We start from the raw sequence: 23617 nt of genomic DNA, 5'->3' as shown, positions 1-23617 counted from the left end.
AGGTGCGCGGGGCCGGCCGGAAGCGGACACACGGGTAGCCGCCCTCAGCCGTCCTCGCGACGGTGATGTGTCGCACACGTTACGCCGAAGGTCGGATTCTTTGCGGACCGGGGATGCCAAGTACGTCACAAAAACATCATCCCGGCCCGCAAAGACGGTTACCGATGGGCTAGAGGATCACCCGGACGCGTTGCCGGTGATGTTCCAGGACGCCAGGTGCAGGGCCGGCGCCGCGTACCGGGAACCGCCCCAGGAATCCGGCAGCAGCACCGACTCGGCGCCGATCCCGATCACCCGGCCCGGCCCCAGCGCCCGCGGGTAGGACTGGGTGAAACGCAGGTTTCCCACCGCACGGGTGACCTCCCCGTCCTCCACCAGCCACACGCCGTTGCGGGTCAGACCGGTCACCACCAGTGTCTTGGGGTCCAGCACCCGCGTGTACCACAGGTCGGTGACCAGCAGGCCGCGGCGCATCCGGGCGACGAACGGGCGGGCCGACTCGGCGATCGCTGGCGGACCGTCCACGGCGCCCCCGGCCGGCGGCGGGCCGGCCTCCAGGCGCGGATGCCCGGGGAACGGGCCCCACGAGCGCGACGCCGGCGAGGCGTGCCCGGTCGACTCGGCGCCGGCCTCGGCCGCCGACGTCCGGTCGTGCGCCACCGCCCGGGTGACCCCCTCCCGGACCAGCACCAGCGACCGCGCGGGAGTGCCCTCGTCGTCGAACGGCAGGCCGGGCGCAGGCTCGCCGCGGCTGCCCAGCGGGTCGTCCACGATGGTCACCGACGGGTCGAACTGCTCCGCGCCCAGCTCGGCGAAGGACTGCTTCTGCGTCCACGACTTGCCGTTGAAGCCGAAGACCGAGAAGTTCTGCAGCAGGTCGGCGACCGCGGTCGGCTCGAGCACCACCTCGTACTGCCCCGGGGGCAGCTCGATCGGGCCGGCGGCGGCCCGCGCCTTGGCCGCCGCGCGGGCGCCCAGCACCGCCCCGTCCAGGTCGGCGAGCCGGGACGCGGCCAGCCGGGCCACGCCGTCGGCGCCGTCATGGCGGGCGATGCCGTCCATCGCGGCCTCCGCGGTGCGACCGTCGACGGCCTGGCCCGCGGTGTTGGCGAAGGCGGCCGACACGTACTCCGTGCGGCAGAAGCCGGCCGTCTCCAGGCCGCCGGCCGCGGCGACGAACGCGCGGACCCGCTCGGCCCGTTCCGCCGGGGTGGCCCGGGCGGTCGCCTCGTCGAACCCGAAGGCCAGCCCGGAGTGCTCGCCGGAGCCCGGGTGACCGGCCGAGACGTGCAGCGCGGCGGGCCGCGTCAGGCCGGCCCAGCCCGGGTCGGGCGGGGTGACCCGGGCCGCCGCGATGGTCCGCCCGACCAGTGAGCGCAGCCCGTCCGCCCCGGTCAGCGTGGTGGAGCCGGTGGCGGTCCGCCCGTCCAGGTGCAGCCGCAGCCGCACGCCGGTGGTCGCCTCGGCCACGTTCTGGTGGATCGCCGAGTTGGCGAACCGGGTCAGCGCGAGGGCGTGGTGCCGGACGTTCACCTCGGCCTCGGCGGAGCGGCCGGCCAGCTCCCGGACCAGCTCCACGACCTTCGCCGCGAGTTGCAGCTCCGCGCTCATCGCGTCACCTCCGCTGCGCTCCGGCGCCGCGACGAGCTGATGACCGCGCCGGTCGATTCGCTCGCGAGCTCGTTCATGCGCGTCACCTCCGCTGCGCTCCGGCGCCGCGACGAGCTGATGACCGCGCCGGTCGATTCGCTCGCGAGCCCGCTCATCCGCGCACCCCCACCCGGACGTTGGTGAACCGGGCCGGCGCCGCCGGGTGCCCGGTGTGCCCGACCTGGCCGGGCTGGCCCTTCCCGCAGTTCGGCGTGCCCCAGGCGATCGTCTCGGAGGAGAGCATGTCCATCGACTGCCAGAACTTCGGGCCGATCCCGGTGTAGGTCGGGTTGCGCAGCATCCGGCCTCGTCTCCCGTTCTTGATCTCGTAGCCGATCTCGCAGCCGAACTGGAAGTTCAGCCGGCGGTCGTCGATCGACCAGGACCGGTTCGTCTCCATGAACACGCCGTCGTCGGTGGCGGCGATGATCTCGTCCAGGGTGTGCGGCCCGGGCTCCAGGCCGACGTTTGTCATCCGCACCATGGGCAGCCGGGACCAGCCGTCGGAGCGCACGCTGCCCGCGTAGTCCAGGCCGGCTACCGCTGCCGAGTCGCGCCCGGCCAGCACCCCGACCCAGACGCCGTCGCGGACCGCGTGCCGTTTCGTCGCGGGGGTGCCCTCGTCGTCGTAGCCGAAGCTGCCCAGGGCGCCGGGGAAGGTGGGGTCGATGGTGATGTTCATCAGCTCGGACCCGTAGCGCAACCGGCCCAGCCGGCTCAGGTCCAGCCAGCTGGTGCCGGCGAACGCGGCCTCCCAGCCGAGGATCCGGTCCAGCTCGATGGCGTGCCCGACGGACTCGTGGATCTGCAGGGCGAGCTGCGAGCCGCCGAGGATCAGCGTGGTCTCGCCGGCCGGGCAGAGCGGCGCGGTGAGCAGCTCGCGCGCCTCCTCGGCGAGCCGGGGCGCGTTGCCCACCAGATCGAGCTCCTCGACCAGCTCCCAGCCACGGGTGCCGTACTGCCCGGGGAGGGAACGGCGCTGCACCTCACCTTCGCCTATCGCGTTCGCGGTCACCCCGCCGCCGCACTCCCGGACGTGCTGGTCGATGCGGTGGCCCTCGCTGGAGACGAACCACTTGCGGGTGTCCCAGATCGCGTAACCGGCCTGGGCCAGGTCGGCGCCCGCCTCCTTGGCCGCGGTGGTGGCCCGGACCAGCAGGTCGCCCTTGTCGGAGAGCGGCACCGACAGCGGGTCGACCACGCAGTCGCTGGCCCAGCTCGCGGTCACCGGCTCGGACCGGGTCAGCTCGACCGGCGGGCCGGCCACCTGGGCGCTGGCCGCGGCGATCTGCGCGGCCCGGCGCCCGGCAGCGCGGGCGGCCGGCTCGGAGAGATCGGGAACGGCGTAGAAGCCCCAACTGGAGCCGACCAGGGCGCGCACGCCCAGACCGGCACTCTCGTCGGAGCCGAGGTCCTCGACGGCGCCGTTGCGGGCCGTCATCGACTCGGTGCGGCAGACCATGACACGGGCGTCCGCATAGCGGGCGCCGGCGTCGAGCGCGGCCTGGACCGCCGCGCCCGCCTCATCGAAGTGGCTCATGCCCCCGACCCTAGGGGCCCGGTGCGACAAAACCTTCTCAGGCGGCCAACCGTTGCTTGATCCACGCCAGCTCGCCGGGCAGGCCGGGCTCCGCGCCGGTCAGCAGGACCGGGCCGTCCGGGCCCGCCTCGGCCAGTTCCCCGGTCAGGTCGTGGCTGCGGTAGACGTGCGCCGAGTCGGCCGGGTCGCCCAGGTACCGCTCGGCGACCGGCCGGGGAAGATCACCCCAGTTCAGCACCGGGTTCCGGGCCACCGCGCAGTGGAACACCTCCGGACCGCGCAGCGCGGCCAGCGCGGCGAGCCAGCCGCCCAGCCCCCGGCCGTACGCCGCCACCCGGGTCAGGTCCAGGTCGGGGTGCTTGCCGGGGAGCGCCCGCAGCGCATCCACCAGGTCGGCCAGGACCAGGTCGGCAAGTCTGCGGTGGACCGCCTTCTCGAAGCTGGGCGCGACTCCGGGCGTACCCCGGCAGTCGACGCTGACCACGGCGAAGCCGGCGTCGGCCCACCACTGCCGCTCCTGCCAGGCCGCCGGCTCCGCCCGCACCTGCTGGGCACCCGGGCCGTCGCCGAGGGCCACCAGGACCGGGAGGCCGCCGCCGACGAAACCGGCCGGATAGAGCACGGCCGCCGGCAGGCGGCGGTCGGTGACCCGCTCCAGCACCGGTTCCGGGCGGTACGGCAACGGCGCCGCCAGCGACCGCAACGTGCCCGCCCACCGGTCACCGCGCCACACCCGCCCGCCCACGATCAGCACGTCCCCGCCGGTGACCAGTTCGGGCGAGGCGTCGGCCAGCCGGATCACCTCGGGGCCGCCCCCGCCCAGCGATGTCCGTACCCGGAACACCTCGCGTATCGCCGGGTCTGCCAGGCTGCCCTCGACGATCAGGTCCGGCGCGCCGGGTGGCCCGTCCGGGCGGGGCAGCGTGCCGGCCACCCGCCGCACGTAGAGGCCGGGCGGGGTGACCAGGCTGCCGTCGGCGAACAGGCAGCGCGCGTCGAACCCGTCGTGCGCCAGCTCCCCGCCGACCAGCACCCGCCCGTCCGGCAGGTGCCGCGGCGTGCCCGGGATCGGCTCCACCCAGCGGGCGTCGGCCAGCTCCGCGTGCACCTGCGTCTCGCCGGTCCGCGGATCCACCGAGAGCACCAGCCCGTGCTGCTGCGCCCGGCGCAGCACGGTGATCAGCGGCCCGCCGCCGGACCAGCTCACCTGCGCCAGATGCGGGTACGTCTCCCGGTCCCAGTGCACGTCGACCCAGCCGTCGTCCAGGTCGAGCAGGTGCAGGCTGATCGACCCGGCGGTGCGTACCGCGAGCACCTGGGTCCCGTCCGGCGACCACCACCAGCCCCGGGTCCGGCCGAACTCGGCAGCGCCGGCGCCGGCCACCCCCCAGGCGATGTTGCCGCCGTGCTCGCGCCACGCGTTGCCCGGCTCGCCGGCCAGCAGCCGGTCCCCGTCCGGCCCGGTGACCCGCAGCGACGCGGACCCGCCCGGGTCGGTGACGTAGCCGATCCGCACTCCCGGCGGGTCGGGGCGCGGATCGTGCACGGGGTCGGCGGTGGGGATCGCGGTCACGGCGCCGGCCGCCAGGTCGGCGCGGAACAGCCGGCCGCCGCGGGCGAACGCGGCCACCCGGGCGTCGCGGTCCACCGCGTACGAGTCGATCGGCCCCGGCGCGATCAGATGCTCGTCGAAGGAGTCCAGGTCGAGCGCCCAGAGCGCGGCGTCCCCGTCGGCCGGGCCGGAGGATCGCAGGAAGGTGGCCCGCGCCCCGTCGGCGCCGACCGTCACCGCGTGCGGGGAGCCGTGGCTGAAGCCGCCGGTGCACGCGGCGAGTCCGGGGTAGTCCACGCCCACAGCATCCCCGATCGGGGTGTGCTCCCGCCGGGTAAACCGTCGGGCTCGTCGAGCGAACCTGTCGGTGGTCGCGCGTACAGTATCGGCCGTGACCGCACCCGATTCGCTGCCCGCCCGCCGCCTGCTGCTGGTCCACGCCCACCCCGACGACGAGGTCATCGGCACCGGCGCGACCATGGCGCACTACGTCTCCACCGGCGCCCACGTGACGCTGGTGACCTGCACGCTGGGCGAGGAGGGCGAGATCCACGTCCCCGCGCTGTCGCAGCTGGCCGCCGGTCAGGCCGACCAGCTGGGCGGCTGGCGTCTGGTGGAGTGGGAGCGGGCGTGCGCCGCGCTGGGCGTGACCGATCACCGCATGCTGGGCGGCCCCGGGCGGTACCGGGACTCGGGCATGATGGGCCTGGAGAGCAACAAGCACCCGCGCGCGTTCTGGGGCGCCGACCTGGACGAGGCCGCCGCGCACCTGGTCGAGATCATGCGGGAGATCCGCCCGCAGGTCATGATCACGTATGACGAGAACGGCTTCTACGGCCATCCCGACCACATCATGGCGCACCGGGTCGCGATGCGCGCCGCCGAGCTGGCCGGCTCGGACGGCCCGCGGAAGATCTACTGGACGGCCCAGCCGCTGAGCGTGCTCCGCGACGGCATGGAGGCGTTCAAGGAGTCGGAGAGCAACCCGTTCGCCGACGTCGACACCGTCGAGGACCTGCCGTTTGGCACGCCGGACGAGGAGATCGCCGCCCGGATCGACGGCACCGAGCACTACGCGAAGAAGACCGCCGCGATGCGTGCCCACGCCACCCAGATCCCGGACAACTCCTGGCTGTACGGGATGGCCGGCGACTTCGGCGGCGAGTTCATGGGCGTGGAGTACTACACGCTCGTCAAGGGCGAGCGCGGGCCGGGCGAGGGGCCGTACAAGTGGGAGAGCGACCTGTTCGCCGGCCTGGACGTCGAGGGCCGATGACGGTGTCCGAACCGGCGCCGGCCGGGAAGGAGAGCGGGGACACCGTGCGGCGCGTGACGCTGTCCGAAGCGGCGCCGGCCGGGAAGGACCGCGGGAACACCGTGCTGCGCGTCGCCGGCGTCCTGATCAGCGTGGTCGCCACCCTTGTCGTCTCCCTGATCGAGCTGGAGCTCAGCGTCCTGCGGGCCGGCGGCGTCACCGGGTTGTTCCACGGTGACCTGGCGATCTGGGAGGGCGGTGGCGCGCTGGTCGGCCTCGCCATCCCGCTCACCCTGGGCGCGAACCTGGCGCTGGCCTGGTTCGCCGTCACCACGATCGGCCGCAACTGGGCGATCGGCGTCCCGTGGGCGCTCTGGACCGTGATCGTCCTGGGCGCGGCCGGCACCCGCACCTCCGAGGGCGACTATCTGCTCGGCGGCGACAACTGGGTGGCTCTGGTGATGATCCTGGTGGGCAGCCTGGCGTTCGCCGTGTACGCGTACCGGATGATCATGAAACCGCTGAAGCGCAGCTGACTTTCAGGCGACTCACAGGCTGCCTCTAGGAACTGGCGCGCGCCATCCGCGAAGATGGCCGGGGATCGAGCACCGCGGGTTGCCGCGGCGCTACGATCCCGGCCACGAAACGTTCCCCGGGAGGACTGATGAGGCAGCAACGCTGGTTCCGGATCACGGTGCTGGCGGTCGCCCTGTTCGCGATCAACGCGGTGACCAGGCTGGTCGTCCGCTTCGGATTCGACGGCTCGGACACCGCACAGAGCCGTGGCTCGGTCGTGATGTTCACGCTGGTCGCGCTCGTCCTGGGCGCGCTCACGTTCGTCTGGTGCCAGCGTCGGCGGCCCAGCGACTGGCTGCCCGACGTGGGCTTCGGCGCCCTCGCCGGGATGCTGGCGACCGTCCTGGTGGGGCCGTTCCTGAGCGGCAGCGAGCCGTTCGCGAACGGGAGCGGCGACTTCTTCGCGCAGATCTGGCTCTACGCCGGCTGCGCCATCGCCGGCACGCTGATCGGCTACTGGGCCGCCGTGACGCTGGCCAAGGACTACCGCTCCCGTTCGCTGAAGGCGTTCAGCGAACGCCGGACGGTCAAACCTCGCAAGATCGTCCGGCGCTAGGGGCCCGCCTCGCGGTCCACGCGAGCGCGAGGCGAGGTCCAGCCCCGGCCCCGGGCACGCCGGGAGCCCCGCGCGGTCCGCGGGACAGGCCTCTACGGCGCCTCGCGCGTCAGATAGGTGTGGTGGGTGCTGAAGCCCAGCTGGCCGTAGAGCGCCACCGCACTCGTGTTCCGTTCCTCCACCTGCAGATACGCCCGGGTCGCGCCGCGCTGCGCGGCCCACTGGGCGAGCCCGCGGACGACGTGCCGGCCCAGGCCCTGGCGGCGCGCGGACGGGGCGGTCTGCACCAGCGACACGCCGAGCCACCGCTCCGGTCCGGTGATCGCGCCGCGGGCGATCGCCACCAGGGCGCCGTCCGCGTCATGGACGTGGGCGAAGACCTTCTCCGGCACGCCGGTGAGGATGCGGCGCGCGGCCGCCGGCAGCGTCCCCTTGTGCTCGGCGACCATCGCGTACCAGTCGTCGCCGGGGGAGTCGGCCAGGTCCACCGGCGGCAGGCCGGCGCGCGCCGGCGCGGCCAGGATCGGCGCGAGCGCCGCGGTCTGCACCAGCGTGAGCGGCCGCGCCGACCAGCCGCGCTCGTCCAGCGTCGCGTTGACCGGGGCGGCCAGCGGCATCGGCGCGTTGATCAGTGGACGCTGGCCGTGCTCCCGGTACCACCGCTCGACGGCGTCGATAGCCGCCTCCAGCGGGCGGTCCGGATCGCCGACCGCGAGCGCCGAGTTCGCCCGGCCGGTCCAGTTGTCCGCGGCGCGCAGCAGCCAGTTGCCGAGCTTGGCGTGGACCGGCGCCGGCCAGGCCTGATCCGCGGCGAGCTCGAGGGCGATCACCGCGGCGGCGTGCGGGCGGCGGGCCGGCGGAACCCGCTTGGCCCGGTGCACCTCGCGCAGCGGCACCCGGAGCGTGCCCTTGTCGGTGGCGAGTGTGAGTTCGGTCTCGGAGAGGTCCACGAGCTCCCCGAGCGCATCCGTGTACAGCGGGCGATCATCGGATACGCCTACAATTCGCCGTACCACCACCCGGTGTCCCACATCCTGCTGTCGGAGCACGTATTACCTCCTTCGGCGGGAATACTAGGCTCTGCATTCGTCGTCGGCGGTCCACGCGGCGTGGCTTTGAAGGGAAGATCCGTGACCTACATCATCGCTGAGCCCTGCGTCGATGTTCTCGACAAGGCATGCATCGAGGAATGCCCGGTCGACTGCATCTACGAAGGCAACCGGATGCTCTACATCCACCCCGATGAGTGCGTGGACTGCGGGGCCTGCGAGCCGGTCTGCCCGGTAGAGGCGATCTTCTACGAGGACGACGTGCCGGAGCAGTGGAAGGACTACACCAACGCGAATTACGAGTTCTTCGAGGATCTCGGTTCGCCCGGTGGCGCCTCCAAGGTCGGCAAGGTGGAGAAGGACGCCACGTTCGTCGCCGCCCAGGCGCCGCGCGGGGACGCGCACTGAGCGCTCTGTCGTCGGCCCTGCCGGATTTCCCCTGGGACCTGCTGGAGCCGGCGAAGACCCTCGCCGCGTCGCACCCGGACGGCATCGTCGACCTCTCGGTCGGCACGCCTGTCGACCCGGTGCCCCAGGTCGTCCGGCAGGCCCTGATCGACGGCGCCGACGCGCCGGGCTATCCGCTGACCGCGGGCACCGCGAAACTGCGCGCCGCGATCGCGGGCTGGCTGGCCCGGTCCTGTCACGCCTCCGGTGACCTGGGGGTGCTGCCCACCATCGGCTCCAAGGAGCTGGTCGCCTGGCTGCCCACGCTGCTCGGCGTGGGCCCCGGCGACAAGGTGGTCATCCCCCAGGTCTGCTACCCGACGTACGAGGTGGGCGTCCGCCTGGCCGGCGCCGAGGTGATCCGCTCCGACTCGCTGACCGCTGTCGGCCCCGAACGGGTGAAGCTGATCTGGATCAACTCGCCGTCCAACCCGACCGGCCGTGTCCTGCCCGCCGAGCACCTGCGCAAGGTGGTCGCCTGGGCCCGGGAGCGCGGCGCGATCGTGGTCAGCGACGAGTGCTACCTCACGCTGGGCTGGGAGGCCGAGCCGGTGTCGGTGCTCGCCGACGAGGTGACCGGCGGCGACTACACAGGCGTGCTCGCCGTGCACTCGCTGTCCAAGCGGTCCAACCTGGCCGGCTACCGCGCCGGCCTGGTCGGCGGCGACCCGGCGCTGGTCGCCGAGCTGCTCGCGGTCCGCAAGCACGCCGGCATGATCGTCCCGGCCCCGGTGCAGGCGGCCATGGTCGCGGCGTTGGAGGACGAGGAGCACGTCGCACAGCAGCGCGCCCGCTACTCGGCTCGCCGGGACACCCTGCGCGCCGCCCTGAGCAAGGCCGGTTTCGAGATCAGCCACTCGGAAGCCGGGCTCTACCTCTGGGCGACCCGCGGCGAGGACTGCTGGCAGACCGTGGACCGGCTGGCCCGGCGCGGCATCCTGGCCGCGCCCGGCGCGTTCTACGGCCCGGCCGCCGCCCAGCACGTGCGGATCGCGATGACCGCGACCGACGAGCGGGTCGCCGCGGCCGCCGATCGTCTCGCGGAAGGACTCTGAGATGGAGCGCCTCCCCGTCGTCGCCACCGGCGGGCGGGTCGCCGCGGCCGCCGGCCGTCTCGCGGAAGGCCTCTGAGGTGGAGCGCCTCCCGGTCGTCGTCGCCACCGGCGAGGCTGTCCGGGAGGTGCTGCCCGAGCTGGCCGTCGTCTCCGTGCGGTCGGAGTCGAAGGGCCGCAGCCGGGAGTCGGTGCTGGAACGCCTCACCCAGCGGTCGGCCGCGATCGGGGCGGTGCTCGACCGGTTCGCCGCCGCCATCGAGCGACGGGAGTCCGCGGGCCTGTGGATCCGCCCGCAGACGAAGCGCCGCGGCGAGGAGGTGCTGGCCTACCACGGCAGCATCAGCACCGAGGTGATCGTCACCGACTTCGCCGCACTGGGCGATCTGCTGCTGAAGCTCGGCGCCGAGGAGCTGACCAGCGTCTCCGGCCCGTGGTGGCGGATGCGGCCGGGCAGCCGGGCCGGCTCCGACGTCCGTCGGGCCGCTGTCGCCGACGCCTTGGAGAAGGCCGCGGAGTACGCGGCGGCCGTCGGCGCACGGGTCGACCGGCTGGTCGAGATCACCGATGCGCTGTCCGACGGCGGGTTCGCCGCCGGCGGTGCCATGATGCGCTCGGTGGCCGCTCCCGCGGACGCGCAGTCCCTGGAGCTGGAGCCGGAGATGCAGACCGTGCACGCCGCGGTCCGGGTCACCGTCACGATCAGCGAGCCCACCCTGCCGATCTGAGCCTCCGGCGAAGGCGGCGGCCACGTCGGCATCCTGCGCGGGTCACCCCTGAGCCCCGACCGGGAGCGGGGGCGCGCCGCTCGGCCGTCATGCGCGGGGCGCCCGTCACCGGGACGCGAGGGTGGCGGCGTCCGGGGCGTACCAACGCAAGATCTTGATCTGTCGGAGGCGCGTCACCGGCGGCCGTAAGCCCACGCGGCCCCCGCCGCGAGCAGCCCCCCGCCGACAGCGGCCAGGAACCCGTGGTGCTGCGACGCCCAGAGCTGCAGGCTGCGCGTCTTGGCCTGGTCGTCGAAGTCCCCGTGCGCGCCCTCGTCCTGTCCGCGCGGCCCGTCCGCCGGCTTCCACAGGTTCGCCGGCTGATCCGCCGGCCGGGGCTCGTCGGTCTGCTGCCCCTTGAACCCGGTCTTCGCCAGGTAGCGGTCCAGGATCCCGGGCGCCACGGCGTTGGCGGCCAGCGTGAGCGCGGTGGACCCGCCCACCCAGTACTCCCGGCGCTTCGGGTGGTCCGCGGCGTACTCCACCGCCCGGGCCGCGATCTCCGGCTGGTAGATCGGCGCCACCGGCTGCGCCTTCTTCGGCAGCCGGGACAGCACCCAGCCGAACTGCGGGGTGTTCACCGCTGGCATCTGCACCATCGTCACGTGCACGTTGCTCTTGTCGTGCAGCAGCTCCACCCGCAGTGACTCGGTGAAACCCTGGACGGCGTGCTTGGCTCCGCAGTACGCGCTCTGCAGCGGGATCCCGCGGTACGCCAGCGCCGATCCCACCTGCACGATCACGCCCCGGTCCCGGGTGCGCATCCGGGACAGCGCGGCCCGGGTGCCGTAGACGTACCCCAGGTAGGTGACCTCCGTGGTCCGGACGAACTCCGGCATTTCGATCTCCATGAACGGGGCGAACACGCTGGAGAACGCGTTGTTGACCCAGAGCCCGATCGGCCCGAGCTCCTTCTCCACCCGGTCGGCGGCCGCCTCCACCGCCTGGTGGTCGGCCACGTCCACCTCGATCGGCAGCGCCGTGCCGCCCGCCTTGCGGACGTCCTCAGCCGCACCCTCCAGCCCCTCCTCGCCCCGGGCCAGCAGGGCCACGGTGTCACCCCGGGCCGCCAGCCGCCGGGCCACCGCCCGCCCGATGCCGCCACTCGCGCCGGTCACTACCGAAATCCTGGTCATGGGTGGTGATTGACCGGGATCCGGAGCGGAGAAACCTCAGCGCTGCACTCCTTCGGCCCGCAGCGGCACGGTGAAGGTCGCCCCGTCGCACGCCTTCGCCATGGTGGGCGGCACGGTCAGCGCGTTCTCGGCGGTGAAGGCGCCGACCGTGTTCCGCGCCACCTCCCAGGAGACCTGGAACACGGGCCGGCGGAGCCGCACCCCCGGATCGGCGCACCCGGCGTCCCGGTGCTCGGGGTCGGCCACCACGTTGCCCGGCCCGACCCGGATCGCGGTGATCCGGATCGGCACGTCCTTGTCATTGGTGACGGTGACCTGCAGGTTCCCGGTGTCGCCGGGCCGCAGCGTCTGCGTCGGGTCGTTCCGCCCGGGCAGCATCAGGTCGACCGGGACGGGCGCCGGCCCGGCAGCGGGGCCGGGCTGGGTGATCTTCCAGTACGCCCAGGCCGCCCCGGCGTTGGCCAGGATCGCGGTGAGGGCCGCCACGCCGAGGATGGTCCGGGATCGCCTGTCGAAGCGGCGCCGCCGCGGCCCGCGCACCTCCCAGGTGGGCTCCTCGTGATCCGCCTCGGTCAGCTCGATCCGGCCCGGCGTGGTGGCTCCCGCACCGGCGCCGGTCAGCACGTCGCGCCGCATCACGAGCCGGCCGGGCGAGGCGACGGCCGCGGGCGGATCGCTCGACTGTGGCATGCGGCTCGTTCCTCCTCGGACGCCTGTGGACATGGCCGGGCTGGGGTCCATACAACGTTTCCTGATGGAGATGTCCGATGTGATCGGTTTTCCGTCCGCCGTTGTAGGCGCATAAATCGGAACGATCTACCCAACCGGTTTACCCCAGCCGAGGGACCGGACACCTCCCGGGTTCGCTGCCGTGCCGTCCACGTTGCCCGGTGACACGCGCGGGAGCTGCCCGGAAGCGCCCCTAGCGGGCTGGTTGCGGCGGCTCAAATCCGCTGTCGTCGAGACGCGGAACGGCTCCGACCGGCGGCCGAGGTCTCCGTGGGGTAGGCGGTCCCGTCCGGCGTGACGGCCGGGGCGGACGGCGTCCCGGTGGTTGTCGCTGTGGTGGCCTCCGGCGCGGGCGTGGTCGCCATCGGCGCGTTCTCAGCCGGGGTGTCGCCGGTCGCGGCCGGGGGCGGCGTCGCCCGCGGCGCCGATGCGCCGGCTTTCGGGCCGCTCGCCGCAGGCGCCGTGGCGACCCCCGGGTCTTTTCGATCTTCCGGTACGTACGTGACCGCGGCACTGACCGGCCCCATCCACCCGGCGCCGGCGCGGGCCCGCACCACGAACGTCCCGCCGGCCGCCCCGCCGCCGGAGTAGCTGCAGGTCAAGCGCTCGGACTCGGTCTGGCAGACGGGCCCCGCGGCGGACAGCACCAGATATCCGCCGACCGCCGCCCCGGATGCGAACCGCGCCTCGTCCCAGGTGAACGTCAGGTCCGCGCCGTCGGGCGTCACCGCCAGGTTCCGCACGGCCGGCATCTGCCCGGCCCGGACGGTGCCCTGGGCCGGCGCGGCCGGGACCGTCCAGCCGGCCCAGGCGTCCAGCCGGCTACCGGCCGCCACCGCCCCGCCCACCGTTGCCGCCACCAGGGCGATCGCGGTCCTACGCCTCATCCGCCCACCTTTCGTGCGCTGCCGTTGACCGCGGGCCGGGATATCGCACGCCGGCAGAGCCCGCTCACCGCTGTCGCCCGGACTCCGAGGACCGCCGTGCCCCGCGACGCGGGCTCCGATGCGGGTCCCTGCACCGCCACCGCCGCGCCGGCGCGGACGAACAGCGCCGCGGCGCGGGCCCTCCCCCGGCAGTTGCCCGCTCGGGAGGCGGTCAGCGCGCATCGCTGCGCCCGGAAGCGGCGAGGGGCACGGTGAAGGTGGCGCCGCGGCACGCGGAGTCCGAGGCGTTGGTCATCTTGACGGCGTTGGAGACCCGGAAGGTGGCGCTGGAACGCGACGGAACCGGCCAGGCCACAGCGGTGGCCGGTTTGGCGAACGACACGCCTGTGGTGACGCAGCCGGCGGCCCGGTGTGCGGCGTCCGCGGTGACCGCCCCGGCGCCGGCGCGGATCGTCGTCACCAGGACGGGGAAGCGGTTGTCGTTGTGGACCGTGACCGAGAGGGCGGTCAGCTTCCCGGGATAGAGCGGTTCCTGAGGTGACGGCTGTCCGGAGAGCCGCAGGCCGAGCACCGTGCCGGCGGTGCCCGTGGCCTGGCCTGAGCCGGTGAGACGCCACTGTGCCCAGGCGATGCCGCCGCTGACGGCCAGGCCGGCGACTGCCGCCACGACGATCGCGGGCCTGGCCCGCAGCGATGATCCGAGCAAGGTGCCGTTCCCGTCTCGTGAAGGATGCCCCGGAACGCGGTCGGGGGGACGCCCGGCGGGCATCCCCCCGTTCTCAGGAGGTCAGGCCGCCGCGCTGAGGGCGTCCAGGTCGACGTGGAAGGTGAACGTCGCGTTCTTGCACTCGTCGGTAGCCGTGTTGTCCATCTGCAGCGAGGCGGGGTAGAGGATGTCCTTCTCGTCGGTGGCGGTGCCGTCGGCGCCGAGCACGAGCGTGGTGGGCGCGGGCAGCGGCGCGCCGGCGACGAAGGTGACGCTGCCGGCGTCGCATCCGGTGGCGGTCGTGCTGATGTCGCTGAACTCGATGCCGGTGATCTGGACCGGGAACTTGTTCGGGTTCGCCACGTGGATGGTGACGTCCGCCTTGTTGTTCGGCACCAGGGCCGTCGACGACACCGAGCCGACGGTCAGGGTCTGTACGCTGCCGGCGCTCGCGGACGCCGAACCGGTGCCGGAGAGGGTCCAAGCGGCGAAGGCCGCTCCGGCTCCGGCCACCGCGGCGGCGACGGCGGAGGCGACAACGGCGGAACGCTTGGTCATCTTGCGCATGGGGGGAGTTCCTCCTGGAACTGTGGTGAGCGCACGCCTCCGGCGGTTGCGGAGCGACGGAGACGGGAGCGCCTCGTTGGTCGGGTGTGGCCGGAGCCCGTTCGGCGTCCCGGCGCTGCGACAAAGATGGCTGACCCGCCCAGGCCGGGCGATAGGGCTTACAGCCCACCCCTTGCGGATGATCCGGCCGGCGCGCGGGGCCGTTGCGGTTACCCCGCGGGTGTGAACCGGCCGGCGGACCGATCACCCCGGCCTCGCCCTGAACCGGGGTGGCCTGCGTCGATACACGTGGGCAGAGATCGGCGTGCGGGACAAGCCCGAGTTCGTCTCACACGGCGGAAACGTCGCTCCGCGACGGGCGGGCGAGGGTGGAGAGGTGAAGTTTCCGCCGGGAAAACCGGGCCGGCGGCCCCGAACGGGGTACCGCCTGTTCCCCTGAAAGAGGCTTCCGGATTACGCCTCTGTCGGCCGCTCGGCCTGGAGCAGGAACCGGTGCGCCCGCACGGTGAACTCGCCGCGGGCGCGGATGATGGCGGCGAGGCGGGCCAGTTCGCGCTCGTACCGCTGCGGGGTGAAGTCCCGCACCTGCCACGGAACCGTCCGCAGGTGGTGCACCACCGCCCGGATGTCGCGGAAGGCGAGCGCCGGGTGCTCCTCGCGGAGGTCGGTCACCCGCAGGCCGGCCGCGATCAGCGCGTTCGCCGCGACCTCGGCGTCCCAGCGGCGCGGCGACGGAGGCGGGGCGCCGAGCGCGTCGTTCAGCTCGGCCAGGTCGTCGCTGCCGACCTGCTGCGTGAGCAGCACGCCGCCCGGCTTGAGCAGCCGGGCGACGTCGGCGGCGGGCAGGCGGCCGTGCCGGCTGAGCACCAGGTCGAACTCGTCCTCGCCGGCCGGCAACTCGGTGATCACCTCGACGCCGAACGGGGCGAGCCGCTCCCGGGCGATCGGAGTGTTCCGCGACCAGGTCTCCACCGCCACCGTGTACGGCGGGAGGGGCGCCAGCTCGGCGAGCAGCTCCCCGCCGCCGGTGTCCAGATCCAGCAGGCTGCCGGCCGGGCGCACCAGCGGCCGGGCGATCTCCGGGTACGACCAGGACGGCTCGGACGCGACGGCCAGCCCGTCCAGCCAGGCGAACTCCCACCCGGTCATGGACGCGCCGGCCGCCGCGGTGTTGAGGTCGTCATCCGGCGGACTGCTGCGCACACGCCGACGGTAACCAGCCGGTGCGCCCAAAGTCGCGATGGTCTCACCGTTCACGGAAGTCGTGGCTGAACCGTGTTCAATCCGCGACTAAGCGCGTCGTGACGGTCAAGCCCGGATCGGCATGAGCAGGGAGAAACGGGAGTCGTCACCGGCGATCCGGATGGTCAGCGGCTGAACCGGACCGTCCAGTTCGAGCAGCAGCTGGCCGGGCCCGCCGGCGTCCACCGCCTGCAGCAGGAACTCCCGGTTCACCGCGATCTGCGCGTCGTCGCCGGAGCTCCACTCGGACTCCTGCGCCACCCGCAGACCGCCGTCCGGGTCCAGGGCCAGGATCGCCACCGGGTACGTGGCGCCGTCGTGCTCGCGCCGTACCTCGGGCGCCGCGGACACCAGCTCGCGCAGCTCCGCCTGGTCGACAGTGATCTTCCGGGTGGCGTCGCCGGCCGCCGTGATCAGGCGGCGGTAGTCCGGGAAGTCGACGTCCAGCGGCTCCGCCCGCAGCTCGTGGCCGGCGTGCTCGGTACGTACGAAATCGGAATTGACATCGAGGGTCACCGAGCCGGCGCCGATTCGTGCGAGCTCGTCGGCGAAGGCCAGCGGCAGGTACCGCCGGGCCGGCGGCCCCTCGACCGTGGCCGGCGCCGAGGCCACCGCGAGCCGGTAGCGATCCGTCGCGACCAGGGTCAGCGTGCTGTCGGAGGCCTCGAGCAGCACGCCGCCCGGGAACGGCGCGCCGGGGAGCGGGTCGGTGGCCGCGAAGCGGACCGCGGCCAGTGCCGCCAGCAGATCAGTCGCGGACAGGGTGATGCGGGTCATCAGGTTCTCCTCCAGATCGATCATGGTGTGCAGGCGGAGGAGCTCGCGGCGGGCGTCGGCCAGGCCGGCTTCCAGCCGGGCCAGATGGGCATCGAGCCGGGCTCGTACGCGGTCCGGGTGCTCGATCTCCCGCACCGTTTCCGCGATCTCGGGGACCGGCATGCCCACCCGGCGCAGCCCGGCGATCAACCGGGCCGCCCGGATCTGCTCGGCGGTGTACCGGCGGTAACCGTTGACCGGGTCGACCGCCGCCGGGACCAGCACGCCGGCGCCGTCGTACCAGCGCAGCGCACTGACCGTCAGCCCGCTGGCCCGGGCCGCCTCGCCGATGCTTCGCATCTCGCTCCTCACAGCCGACGACCCTGCCGTCTCGACCTGGTCGAGGGTCAAGCCGTGGTCAGTCTCCCAGCAGCAAGGTCACCGCGAGGCCCGCCATGACCAGTGCGATCAGGCCGTCGAGAACGCGCCACGCGCCGGGCCGGGCGAAGATCGGGCCGAGTCGTCGCGCTCCGAACCCGAGCGCGGCGAACCAGGTGAGGCTGGCCGCCGCCGCGCCGAACCCGAACAGCCAGCGGTGCGCGTGCTGCTGCGCGACCGAGCCGAGCAGCAGCACGGTGTCCAGGTAGACGTGCGGGTTGAGGTAGGTCAGCGCCAGGCAGGTGAGCAGGGTGGCCGGCAGCGTGGCGGGGGCCTTGCCGGTCGCGTCCAGGCTGCCCGCCGGGCGCAGCGCGCGGCGGGCGGCGAGCGCCGCGTACCCGATCAGGAAGGCGGCCCCGGCCCAGCGGATCACCGTGATCAGGCCGGGCTGCGCGTTGATGATCGCACCGAGGCCGGCGATGCCTGCCGAGATCAGCGCCAGGTCGGAGAGCGCGCAGGTGAGGATGACGGCGAGAACGTGTTCGCGGCGCAGTCCCTGGCGCAGGACGAAGGCGTTCTGGGCGCCGATGGCGATGATCAGTACGGCGGAGGCGGCGAAACCGGCAAGGGCGGAGGTGAACACGGATTCGACGGTAGGGCCGGTCCCGCTGTGACTCCAGCTAAAGATTTTCAGGATGGATTAGCGATACTTAATCGTGGACCAGGTGCAGCTGGCGACCTTCCAGGCCGTCGTGGAGCAGGGCAGTTTCGAGGCGGCGGCGCGGGCGCTGCACATCACCCCGTCGGCGGTCAGCCAGCGGATCAAGGCGCTCGAACGGGCGGTCGGGCAGGTGCTGGTGCGCCGCTCCAAGCCGTGCACGGCGACCACGGCGGGGGAGGCGCTGGTGCGGTTCGCCGGGCAGGTGGCGCTGCTGGAGCGGGAGGCGCTGGCGCAGGCCCGGGGCGGCACCCGGATCTCGATCGTGGTGAACGCGGACTCCCTGAACACCTGGTTCCTGCCGGTGCTGACCCGGGTGCCGGGCGCGACGTTCGAGATCCACACCGACGATCAGGACTACACGGCCGATCTGTTGCGGTCGGGGACCGCGATGGCGGCGGTGACCGCGGAGAACGTGGCCGTCCAGGGCTGCCGGGTGGAGCGGCTGGGGCTGATGCGGTACGTCGCGGTCGCCGCCCCGGGGGTGGACTTCGCGTCGTCGCCGATGATCGTCTACAACCGCAAGGACCGGTTGCAGCACCGCTTCCTCGCGAGCATCGGGATGCCGGTGTCGCGGGCGGCGCACTACGTGCCGGCGGCAGCGGCCTTCAACGAGGCGATCCGGCTCGGGCTCGGCTGGGGCACGGTGCCGGAGCAGAACGCGCGGCCGCTGCTGGAGTCGGGCGGATATGTCGAGCTGTTCCCGGGGCGGCACCTCGACGTCCCACTCCACTGGCAGTACTGGCGCATCGAGTCCACCCTGCTCAACGACCTCACCACCGCCGTACGAACAGCCGCCGCCCACGCCCTGCGTTGATCCCTCGCCCCACCCACGCGCGGTGCGCCCGCCGATGGCGAGAACACCGAAAACGGCGAGCCGAAGCCGTGGTCATTTCCGGTGCCCTCGCCATCGGCCCGAAGGCCGCGATGCCGCCGAGCGGAGCGAGGCGATCAAGGGCAGCTCAGTTCGTGTGCAACTCGGTGTTCAACTCGATGCCGGTGCCCTTGCGTGGACGAGCCTCCAGGGCGCCGCTCACCGAGTTGCGCCAGAACAGGAGATTGTTCACACCGGACAGCTCGATGGCCTTCACCACACGGCCGTCCGGCAGCGCGATCTTCGAGGACGCGGTGATGTACGTCCCGGCCTCGACCACGCAGTCGTCGCCGAGCGAGATGCCCACGCCGGCGTTCGCCCCGAGCAGGCTGCGCTCGCCGATCCGAATCTTCTCCTTGCCGCCGCCGGAGAGCGTGCCCATGATCGACGAGCCCCCGCCGATGTCCGACCCGTCGCCGACCACCACGCCCTGCACGATCCGGCCCTCGACCATCGAGGCGCCCAGCGTGCCGGCGTTGAAGTTGACGAATCCCTCGTGCATGATCGTCGTCCCCGGGGCCAGGTGGGCGCCGAGCCGGACCCGGTCCGCGTCGGCGATCCGGACACCGGACGGGGCGACGTAGTCGGTCATCCGCGGGAACTTGTCGATGCCGTGGACGGAGAGGTGCCGGCCGGCGGCGCGCTCCAGGAAACGCAGTTCGTCCACCCGCTCCGGCGGGCACGGGCCGGCCGAGGTCCAGGCCACGTTCGCCAGCAGGCCGAAGATGCCGTCCAGGTTCAGCTCGTTCGGCCGGACCAGGCGGTGCGAGAGCAGGTGCAGCCGCAGGTACGCGTCGGCGGTGTCCGCGATCGGCTGGGCGAGCGACTTGATCGAGGTGCGGACCTCGACCGTCGAGAGGCCGTGCAGCAGCTTCGGACCGGTCAGGCCGGCCGGGAGGAGCGGCGGGTCGGCGGGCTCGTCGCCGAGGCCCAGCAGGCCCGACGGGTACCAGGTGTCCAGCACCTGCCCCTCGGCGGTGACGGTGGCGAGGCCGATGCCCCAGGCGGGCGAAGTCGAGATCGCGGTATCCACGGGGTGAACACTACCGTCGGTGGTGGGCCCCCCATCGGGTACGTCCGCTGCGCGGGACGGCCTTGTAGGGTGCGGACATGGCCAACCCGCTGACCCCGGACGTGCTCGTCGATCCGGTCGAGCTCACCCGCTCCCTGGTCGACATCGAATCCGTGTCCCGCGACGAGAAGGTGATCGCCGACTGCGTCGAGGACGTCCTGAGGAGCGCCGGGCACCTCACCGTGGAGCGCGTGGGCAACACGGTGATGGCGCGCACTGATCTGGGGCGCGCGTCGCGGGTGGTGCTGGCCGGGCACCTGGACACCGTGCCGATCAACGACAACTGGCCGTCCACTGTCGTCGACGACCTGATCTACGGCTGCGGGACCTCGGACATGAAGTCCGGGGTGGCGATCGCGCTGCATCTGGCGGCCACGCTGCCCGCCCCGGCGTACGACGTGACCTACCTGTTCTACGAGGCGGAGGAGATCGAGTCCGAGTTCAACGGGCTCAACCTGGTGGCCGGGAGCCGGCCGGAGTGGCTGCGGGCCGACTTCGCGGTGCTCCTCGAACCGACGTACGGGGTGGTCGAGGCCGGCTGCCAGGGGACGATGGCCGCCGTGGTCCGGACCCACGGGCGCCGCGCGCACACGGCGCGGGCCTGGCGCGGGGTGAACGCGATCCACGCCGCGGGCGAGGTGCTGCGCCGGCTGGAGGACTACCACCCGCGAACCGTGACGATCGACGGGTGTACGTACCGGGAGGGGCTGAACGCCGTACGCGTCACCGGTGGCGTCGCCGGCAACGTCGTCCCGGACGAGTGCGCTGTCGAGGTGAACCTGCGGTTCGCCCCGGACCGCTCGGAGCAGCAGGCGCTGGAGCACCTGCGCGAGATCTTCGAGGGCTTCGACCTGGAGGTGCTGGACTCCGCGCCGGGCGCCCTGCCCGGCCTGGACGCGCCGGCCGCCCGGGAGTTCCTCACCGCGGTCGGCGTCGAGCCGGCCGCCAAGCTGGGCTGGACCGACGTGGCGCGGTTCGCGGCGCTGGGCATCCCGGCGCTCAACTACGGGCCGGGCGATCCGTCGCTGGCGCACGCGCCGGACGAGCACGTGGAGATCGGGCAGATCCGGGACGGGGCGGCGACGCTGCACCGCTGGCTGGCCGCCTAGGCCGGGCCGGCTCCTCAGACCTGCGGGATCACGACCCGGCCGATCGCACGCTGCGGCACCACCACCGGCAGGTCCGGTGGCGGGATCTCCATGGTGGTCTCCGGGTCGAAGGCCGGCTCCGGCTGCCGCGCCGCGAAGGCGACCCGGCGTTCCTCCACCACCAGCTGGATCCGCCGCTGCATGCGGCGGTGCATCCTGATGCGCTCGTATCGGTTCGTCACGGTGGCCGCCCTTTCACCGGGACACCCGGATCCCGGGCGCCGTGCCTGCCGTGTGGACGCGGTCCGGTAACTGTATAGACGCCTCAGAGCTACCGTCCGTTGCTTCAATCTGGCAAAAAGGTTCCCGAGTCGCAATCCTCTTACCAAAACGCAGCCGGTTATTCACCGGGTACTGGCCGTCCGCACTACCTTGGACGCATGACGGAGAGCACCAACGGGCGACCTCCTGCCGCACCGGAGCGTCATCGCGGCGCGGTAACCCTGCGTCGGGAAGCCGTTCCACCGAGTACCGCAGACGAGAAGTTGCTCGATTCCCACCATCGCGGCGAGTGGAAGACCAAGGACGCCTGGCGCGCCCTGCGGATCCTTTCCGAGTTCGTCGAGGGCTTCGACACCCTGGCCGACCTGCCGCCCGCGGTCAGCGTCTTCGGCTCCGCCCGCAGCAGACCGGAGAGCGCCGAGTGCGAGCTGGCCACCCGGCTGGGCGCCGCGCTCGCCGAGGCGGGCTACGCCGTGATCACCGGCGGCGGGCCGGGCGTGATGGAGGCGGCGAACCGGGGCGCCACCGAGGCCGGCGGGATGTCCGTCGGGCTCGGCATCGAGCTCCCGTTCGAGCAGGGACTCAACGACTGGGTCGACGTCGGCATCGACTTCCGGTATTTCTTCGTCCGCAAGACCATGTTCGTCAAGTACGCGCAGGCGTTCGTGGTCCTGCCCGGCGGCTTCGGCACGCTCGACGAGCTGTTCGAGGCCATCACGCTGGTGCAGACGCGGAAGGTGACCCGGTTCCCGGTGATCCTGATGGGCGTCGACTACTGGAGCGGCCTGCTCGACTGGATCAAGCAGCGGATGCTCGACGACGGCAAGATCAGCGAGGCCGACCTGGACCTGATCCGGGTCACCGACGACGTCGCCGAGGCGGTCCGGATCATCGTCGAGGCCAGCCCGGCGCAGGAGCCGTCCTGATGGCGGCGATCTGCGTTTTCTGCGCCTCCTCGAACACCGTCGAGCAGCGCTGGCTGGACCTGGCCGCGGAGACCGGCCGGGCGCTCGGCCAGCGCGGGCACACCCTGGTCTCCGGGGGCGGCTCCGTCGGCATGATGGGCACGGTCGCGGCCGGGGCCCGGGCCGGCGGGGCGCACACCCTGGGGATCATCCCGCAGTGCCTGGTCGACCTGGAGGTCGCCGACACCGCCTCGGACGAACTGGTCGTCACCGCCGACATGGGTGGGCGGAAGAACGTGATGATCGAGCGGTCGGACGCGTTCCTCACGCTGCCCGGCGGCCTCGGCACGCTGGACGAGCTGTTCGAGGTGTGGACCACCGCGACGCTGGACGTGCACCACAAGCCGATCGTGCTGCTCGATCCGGACGGTTTCTACGACGGGCTGGTGACCTGGCTGAACGGCCTGGTCGAGACGAAGTTCGTCCGGGCCTCGGCGATGGACACCGTGCTGGTGGCGCGCTCGGTGCCGGACGCGTTGGACGCCGTCGAGGCGGCGCTCGGGGCGTGACGCCCGCCTCTTTCCCGGCCCGGGGCCGCTCACCGGCCGGGTGACGTTCCGGAATCGTCGTACCGGCGTGCTCTCATAGATGCCGTGAGCACGCCGGCCCCCTCCGCCCCGGTGCGCCGGCCGGCCTACCGCCTGGTCCGGCGTCCCCGCCCGGCCGCGCCCGAGCTGCGCGCCGACCCGGTGCAGGCCCGGGTGACCGCGCACACCCGCGGCCCGCTGCTGGTCGTCGGCGGCCCCGGCACCGGCAAGACGACAGTGCTGGTCGAGGCGGTCGCCGCCCGGATCGCCGAGGGCGTCGACCCGGAACGGATCCTGGTGCTCACGTTCGGCCGCCGGGGTGCGGCCGCGCTCCGCGACCGGATCGAGGCGCGGATCGCCGGCGACCCCGGGCGGATCGTGCACGAGCCGCTGGTCCGCACCTTCCACGCCTATGCGTTCGGCCTGCTCCGCCGGGCCGCCGCCGATCGCGGTGAGCCGGCCCCGCGGCTGCTCACCGGTCCCGAGCAGGATCTGATCATCCGTGAGCTGCTGGCCGTGGTGGAGGATCCGGAGTCCGCCGACACCATCGGCTGGCCGGAGGAGCTGCGTCCGGCGCTGCCCACCCGGGCCTTCGCCCAGCAGTTGCGGGACCTGATGCAGCGTGCCGCCGAGCGCGGGGTCGGCCCGATCGAGCTGGCCGGATACGCCGACCGGCTGGGCCGTCGGGACTGGTCGGCGGCCGCCCGCTTCCTCCGGGAGTATGTGGAGGTTCTCGCCCTGCGCGACGCCACCACCCGGGGCTCGGTCGCCTACGACCCGGCCGAGCTGGTCCGGGCCGCCTCGGGACTGCTCGCCGACGAGCCGGGCCTGCTGGCCGCCGAGCGTCGCCGCCTCGCGTTCGTCTACGTCGACGAGCTCGCCGAGACCGATCCGGCCCAGCTGGACCTGCTCGCCCAGGTCGCCGGCGGCGGCAAACCGCTGGTCGCCTTCGCCGACCCGGACTCGTCGATCTTCGGCTTCCGCGGCGCCGATCCCGGCGGCATCGCCACCTTCCCGGAGCGGTTCCGCACGGTGTCCGGCGGCCCGGCCGAGACGATCACCCTGCATACCAACTATCGCGCGGCACCGGCGCTGCTCACCGCGGCGTCCGGGGTGGCCCGGCGGATGCGGGGGCCGATCACGCACCGGCTGATGTTCCCGCCGGCTCCGCTCGACCCGCCGGCTCCGCTCGACCCGCCGGCTCCGCTCGACCCGCCGGCTCCGCTCGACCCGCCGGCTCCGCTCG

The 23617-nt window shown here is 73.2% G+C and carries 26 protein-coding genes; 11 read left to right on the top strand and 15 right to left on the bottom strand.

Features of this window, described 5'->3' with window-relative positions; genetic code table 11:
- Positions 1 to 177 precede the first annotated feature (177 nt).
- From Asi03nite_RS19155 to Asi03nite_RS19140, 4 genes are read right to left on the bottom strand one after another with little or no spacing between them, the layout of a single operon-like run.
- Positions 178 to 1611: a TldD/PmbA family protein gene (locus Asi03nite_RS19155; RefSeq protein ID WP_203681514.1), complete on the bottom strand. Its 1434-nt coding sequence runs from the start codon at positions 1609 to 1611 to the stop codon at positions 178 to 180.
- Positions 1608 to 1766, bottom strand: coding sequence for a hypothetical protein (locus tag Asi03nite_RS19150; protein ID WP_203681512.1), 159 nt, complete (start codon positions 1764 to 1766; stop codon positions 1608 to 1610). The genes Asi03nite_RS19155 and Asi03nite_RS19150 overlap by 4 nt, the downstream gene beginning before the upstream one ends.
- On the bottom strand, positions 1763 to 3190 hold the full coding sequence (locus tag Asi03nite_RS19145) for a TldD/PmbA family protein (protein ID WP_203681510.1): 1428 nt from the start codon (positions 3188 to 3190) through the stop codon (positions 1763 to 1765). The genes Asi03nite_RS19150 and Asi03nite_RS19145 overlap by 4 nt, the downstream gene beginning before the upstream one ends.
- 37 nt (positions 3191 to 3227) lie before the next feature.
- Positions 3228 to 4979: a S9 family peptidase gene (locus Asi03nite_RS19140; RefSeq protein WP_373872140.1), complete on the bottom strand. Its 1752-nt coding sequence runs from the start codon at positions 4977 to 4979 to the stop codon at positions 3228 to 3230.
- A 154-nt stretch (positions 4980 to 5133) separates the two neighbouring features.
- Here Asi03nite_RS19140 and mshB point away from each other — a divergent pair, with 154 nt between their 5' ends.
- The 3 genes from mshB to Asi03nite_RS19125 all read left to right on the top strand — a co-directional run bounded on the left by mshB (position 5134) and on the right by Asi03nite_RS19125 (position 7129).
- Positions 5134 to 6018 (top strand): N-acetyl-1-D-myo-inositol-2-amino-2-deoxy-alpha-D-glucopyranoside deacetylase, encoded by an 885-nt coding sequence (gene mshB, locus Asi03nite_RS19135; RefSeq protein ID WP_203681506.1) that lies wholly within the window; start codon positions 5134 to 5136, stop codon positions 6016 to 6018.
- A 53-nt stretch (positions 6019 to 6071) separates the two neighbouring features.
- Entirely contained in the window at positions 6072 to 6533 is a 462-nt protein-coding gene (locus Asi03nite_RS19130; RefSeq protein WP_239102779.1) for a hypothetical protein, read from the top strand.
- 128 nt (positions 6534 to 6661) lie between these two features.
- On the top strand, positions 6662 to 7129 hold the full coding sequence (locus Asi03nite_RS19125) for a hypothetical protein (protein ID WP_203681504.1): 468 nt from the start codon (positions 6662 to 6664) through the stop codon (positions 7127 to 7129).
- Between the two features lie 92 nt (positions 7130 to 7221).
- Here the strand turns inward: Asi03nite_RS19125 and Asi03nite_RS19120 are convergent, their stop codons facing one another.
- Positions 7222 to 8178 (bottom strand): GNAT family N-acetyltransferase, encoded by a 957-nt coding sequence (locus Asi03nite_RS19120; RefSeq protein WP_203681502.1) that lies wholly within the window; start codon positions 8176 to 8178, stop codon positions 7222 to 7224.
- A gap of 81 nt (positions 8179 to 8259) precedes the next feature.
- Between Asi03nite_RS19120 and fdxA the strand changes: the two genes are divergently transcribed.
- From fdxA to Asi03nite_RS19105, 3 genes are all read left to right on the top strand, one after another.
- Positions 8260 to 8586, top strand: a complete 327-nt coding sequence (gene fdxA, locus Asi03nite_RS19115) for a ferredoxin (protein ID WP_015625432.1) — start codon at positions 8260 to 8262, stop codon at positions 8584 to 8586.
- Positions 8583 to 9680: a succinyldiaminopimelate transaminase gene (gene dapC, locus Asi03nite_RS19110; protein ID WP_239102790.1), complete on the top strand. Its 1098-nt coding sequence runs from the start codon at positions 8583 to 8585 to the stop codon at positions 9678 to 9680. Before fdxA ends, dapC begins: the two co-directional genes overlap by 4 nt.
- A 77-nt stretch (positions 9681 to 9757) precedes the next feature.
- Complete coding sequence (locus Asi03nite_RS19105) at positions 9758 to 10405, top strand: SIMPL domain-containing protein (RefSeq protein ID WP_203681498.1); 648 nt, start codon at positions 9758 to 9760, stop codon at positions 10403 to 10405.
- Positions 10406 to 10578: 173 nt separating this feature from the next.
- On the opposite strand, the gene Asi03nite_RS19100 is transcribed toward Asi03nite_RS19105, so the two are convergent.
- The 8 genes from Asi03nite_RS19100 to Asi03nite_RS19065 all read right to left on the bottom strand — a co-directional run bounded on the left by Asi03nite_RS19100 (position 10579) and on the right by Asi03nite_RS19065 (position 17488).
- Positions 10579 to 11580 carry an SDR family oxidoreductase gene (locus tag Asi03nite_RS19100; protein ID WP_203681496.1) on the bottom strand — a complete coding sequence of 334 codons (1002 nt, stop codon included), beginning with the start codon at positions 11578 to 11580 and terminating at the stop codon, positions 10579 to 10581.
- Positions 11581 to 11616: 36 nt separating this feature from the next.
- On the bottom strand, positions 11617 to 12270 hold the full coding sequence (locus Asi03nite_RS19095) for a hypothetical protein (protein ID WP_239102778.1): 654 nt from the start codon (positions 12268 to 12270) through the stop codon (positions 11617 to 11619).
- 254 nt (positions 12271 to 12524) lie between these two features.
- On the bottom strand, positions 12525 to 13196 hold the full coding sequence (locus tag Asi03nite_RS19090; protein WP_203681494.1) for a hypothetical protein: 672 nt from the start codon (positions 13194 to 13196) through the stop codon (positions 12525 to 12527).
- Between the two features lie 211 nt (positions 13197 to 13407).
- Positions 13408 to 13902: a hypothetical protein gene (locus Asi03nite_RS19085; RefSeq protein WP_203681492.1), complete on the bottom strand. Its 495-nt coding sequence runs from the start codon at positions 13900 to 13902 to the stop codon at positions 13408 to 13410.
- An 81-nt stretch (positions 13903 to 13983) separates the two neighbouring features.
- Positions 13984 to 14460, bottom strand: coding sequence for a hypothetical protein (locus tag Asi03nite_RS19080; protein WP_203681491.1), 477 nt, complete (start codon positions 14458 to 14460; stop codon positions 13984 to 13986).
- 462 nt (positions 14461 to 14922) lie between these two features.
- Complete coding sequence (locus Asi03nite_RS19075) at positions 14923 to 15672, bottom strand: class I SAM-dependent methyltransferase (RefSeq protein ID WP_203681489.1); 750 nt, start codon at positions 15670 to 15672, stop codon at positions 14923 to 14925.
- Between the two features lie 105 nt (positions 15673 to 15777).
- Complete coding sequence (locus Asi03nite_RS19070; protein WP_203681487.1) at positions 15778 to 16827, bottom strand: DNA polymerase III subunit beta family protein; 1050 nt, start codon at positions 16825 to 16827, stop codon at positions 15778 to 15780.
- A gap of 58 nt (positions 16828 to 16885) precedes the next feature.
- Positions 16886 to 17488 (bottom strand): LysE/ArgO family amino acid transporter, encoded by a 603-nt coding sequence (locus tag Asi03nite_RS19065; RefSeq protein WP_203681485.1) that lies wholly within the window; start codon positions 17486 to 17488, stop codon positions 16886 to 16888.
- A gap of 70 nt (positions 17489 to 17558) precedes the next feature.
- Here Asi03nite_RS19065 and Asi03nite_RS19060 point away from each other — a divergent pair, with 70 nt between their 5' ends.
- Positions 17559 to 18380 (top strand): LysR family transcriptional regulator ArgP, encoded by an 822-nt coding sequence (locus tag Asi03nite_RS19060; RefSeq protein WP_203681752.1) that lies wholly within the window; start codon positions 17559 to 17561, stop codon positions 18378 to 18380.
- Between the two features lie 145 nt (positions 18381 to 18525).
- Here the strand turns inward: Asi03nite_RS19060 and dapD are convergent, their stop codons facing one another.
- Complete coding sequence (gene dapD, locus Asi03nite_RS19055; RefSeq protein WP_203681483.1) at positions 18526 to 19470, bottom strand: 2,3,4,5-tetrahydropyridine-2,6-dicarboxylate N-succinyltransferase; 945 nt, start codon at positions 19468 to 19470, stop codon at positions 18526 to 18528.
- Between the two features lie 77 nt (positions 19471 to 19547).
- On the opposite strand from dapD, the gene dapE reads away from it, so the two are divergent.
- The gene (gene dapE / locus Asi03nite_RS19050) at positions 19548 to 20618 is read left to right on the top strand and encodes a succinyl-diaminopimelate desuccinylase (RefSeq protein WP_203681481.1); all 1071 of its coding nucleotides are present in this window, start codon (positions 19548 to 19550) and stop codon (positions 20616 to 20618) included.
- Positions 20619 to 20632: 14 nt separating this feature from the next.
- Here the strand turns inward: dapE and Asi03nite_RS19045 are convergent, their stop codons facing one another.
- A complete protein-coding gene (locus Asi03nite_RS19045; RefSeq protein ID WP_203681479.1) occupies positions 20633 to 20839 on the bottom strand; it encodes a hypothetical protein in 207 nt (68 codons plus the stop codon).
- 198 nt (positions 20840 to 21037) lie between these two features.
- Between Asi03nite_RS19045 and Asi03nite_RS19040 the strand changes: the two genes are divergently transcribed.
- The 3 genes from Asi03nite_RS19040 to Asi03nite_RS19030 all read left to right on the top strand — a co-directional run.
- Positions 21038 to 21805 carry an LOG family protein gene (locus Asi03nite_RS19040; protein ID WP_203681478.1) on the top strand — a complete coding sequence of 256 codons (768 nt, stop codon included), beginning with the start codon at positions 21038 to 21040 and terminating at the stop codon, positions 21803 to 21805.
- Complete coding sequence (locus Asi03nite_RS19035) at positions 21805 to 22353, top strand: LOG family protein (RefSeq protein ID WP_203681476.1); 549 nt, start codon at positions 21805 to 21807, stop codon at positions 22351 to 22353. Before Asi03nite_RS19040 ends, Asi03nite_RS19035 begins: the two co-directional genes overlap by 1 nt.
- Before the next feature lie 132 nt (positions 22354 to 22485).
- A partial coding sequence (locus Asi03nite_RS19030) for a UvrD-helicase domain-containing protein (RefSeq protein WP_239102789.1) occupies positions 22486 to 23617 on the top strand: 1132 nt, incomplete at its 3' end.

The sequence above is a fragment of the Actinoplanes siamensis genome, from assembly GCF_016862395.1.
Taxonomy (GTDB): domain Bacteria; phylum Actinomycetota; class Actinomycetes; order Mycobacteriales; family Micromonosporaceae; genus Actinoplanes; species Actinoplanes siamensis.
Note: the sequence above shows the minus strand (reverse complement) of the source record. Positions and strands in the feature narration are given on the sequence as shown.

What these genes read in the sequence shown, in the direction of transcription:
- Asi03nite_RS19155 (WP_203681514.1), bottom strand. Translation starts at nt 1,611, where the DNA reads ATGAGCGCGGAGCTGCAACTCGCGGCGAAGGTCGTGGAGCTGGTCCGG.
- Asi03nite_RS19090 (WP_203681494.1), bottom strand. Translation starts at nt 13,196, where the DNA reads ATGAGGCGTAGGACCGCGATCGCCCTGGTGGCGGCAACGGTGGGCGGG.
- Asi03nite_RS19070 (WP_203681487.1), bottom strand. Translation starts at nt 16,827, where the DNA reads ATGCGAAGCATCGGCGAGGCGGCCCGGGCCAGCGGGCTGACGGTCAGT.
- Asi03nite_RS19095 (WP_239102778.1), bottom strand. Translation starts at nt 12,270, where the DNA reads ATGCCACAGTCGAGCGATCCGCCCGCGGCCGTCGCCTCGCCCGGCCGG.
- Asi03nite_RS19145 (WP_203681510.1), bottom strand. Translation starts at nt 3,190, where the DNA reads ATGAGCCACTTCGATGAGGCGGGCGCGGCGGTCCAGGCCGCGCTCGAC.
- Asi03nite_RS19150 (WP_203681512.1), bottom strand. Translation starts at nt 1,766, where the DNA reads ATGAGCGGGCTCGCGAGCGAATCGACCGGCGCGGTCATCAGCTCGTCG.
- Asi03nite_RS19040 (WP_203681478.1), top strand. Translation starts at nt 21,038, where the DNA reads ATGACGGAGAGCACCAACGGGCGACCTCCTGCCGCACCGGAGCGTCAT.
- Asi03nite_RS19080 (WP_203681491.1), bottom strand. Translation starts at nt 14,460, where the DNA reads ATGACCAAGCGTTCCGCCGTTGTCGCCTCCGCCGTCGCCGCCGCGGTG.
- Asi03nite_RS19125 (WP_203681504.1), top strand. Translation starts at nt 6,662, where the DNA reads ATGAGGCAGCAACGCTGGTTCCGGATCACGGTGCTGGCGGTCGCCCTG.
- dapE (WP_203681481.1), top strand. Translation starts at nt 19,548, where the DNA reads ATGGCCAACCCGCTGACCCCGGACGTGCTCGTCGATCCGGTCGAGCTC.
- Asi03nite_RS19100 (WP_203681496.1), bottom strand. Translation starts at nt 11,580, where the DNA reads ATGACCAGGATTTCGGTAGTGACCGGCGCGAGTGGCGGCATCGGGCGG.
- Asi03nite_RS19035 (WP_203681476.1), top strand. Translation starts at nt 21,805, where the DNA reads ATGGCGGCGATCTGCGTTTTCTGCGCCTCCTCGAACACCGTCGAGCAG.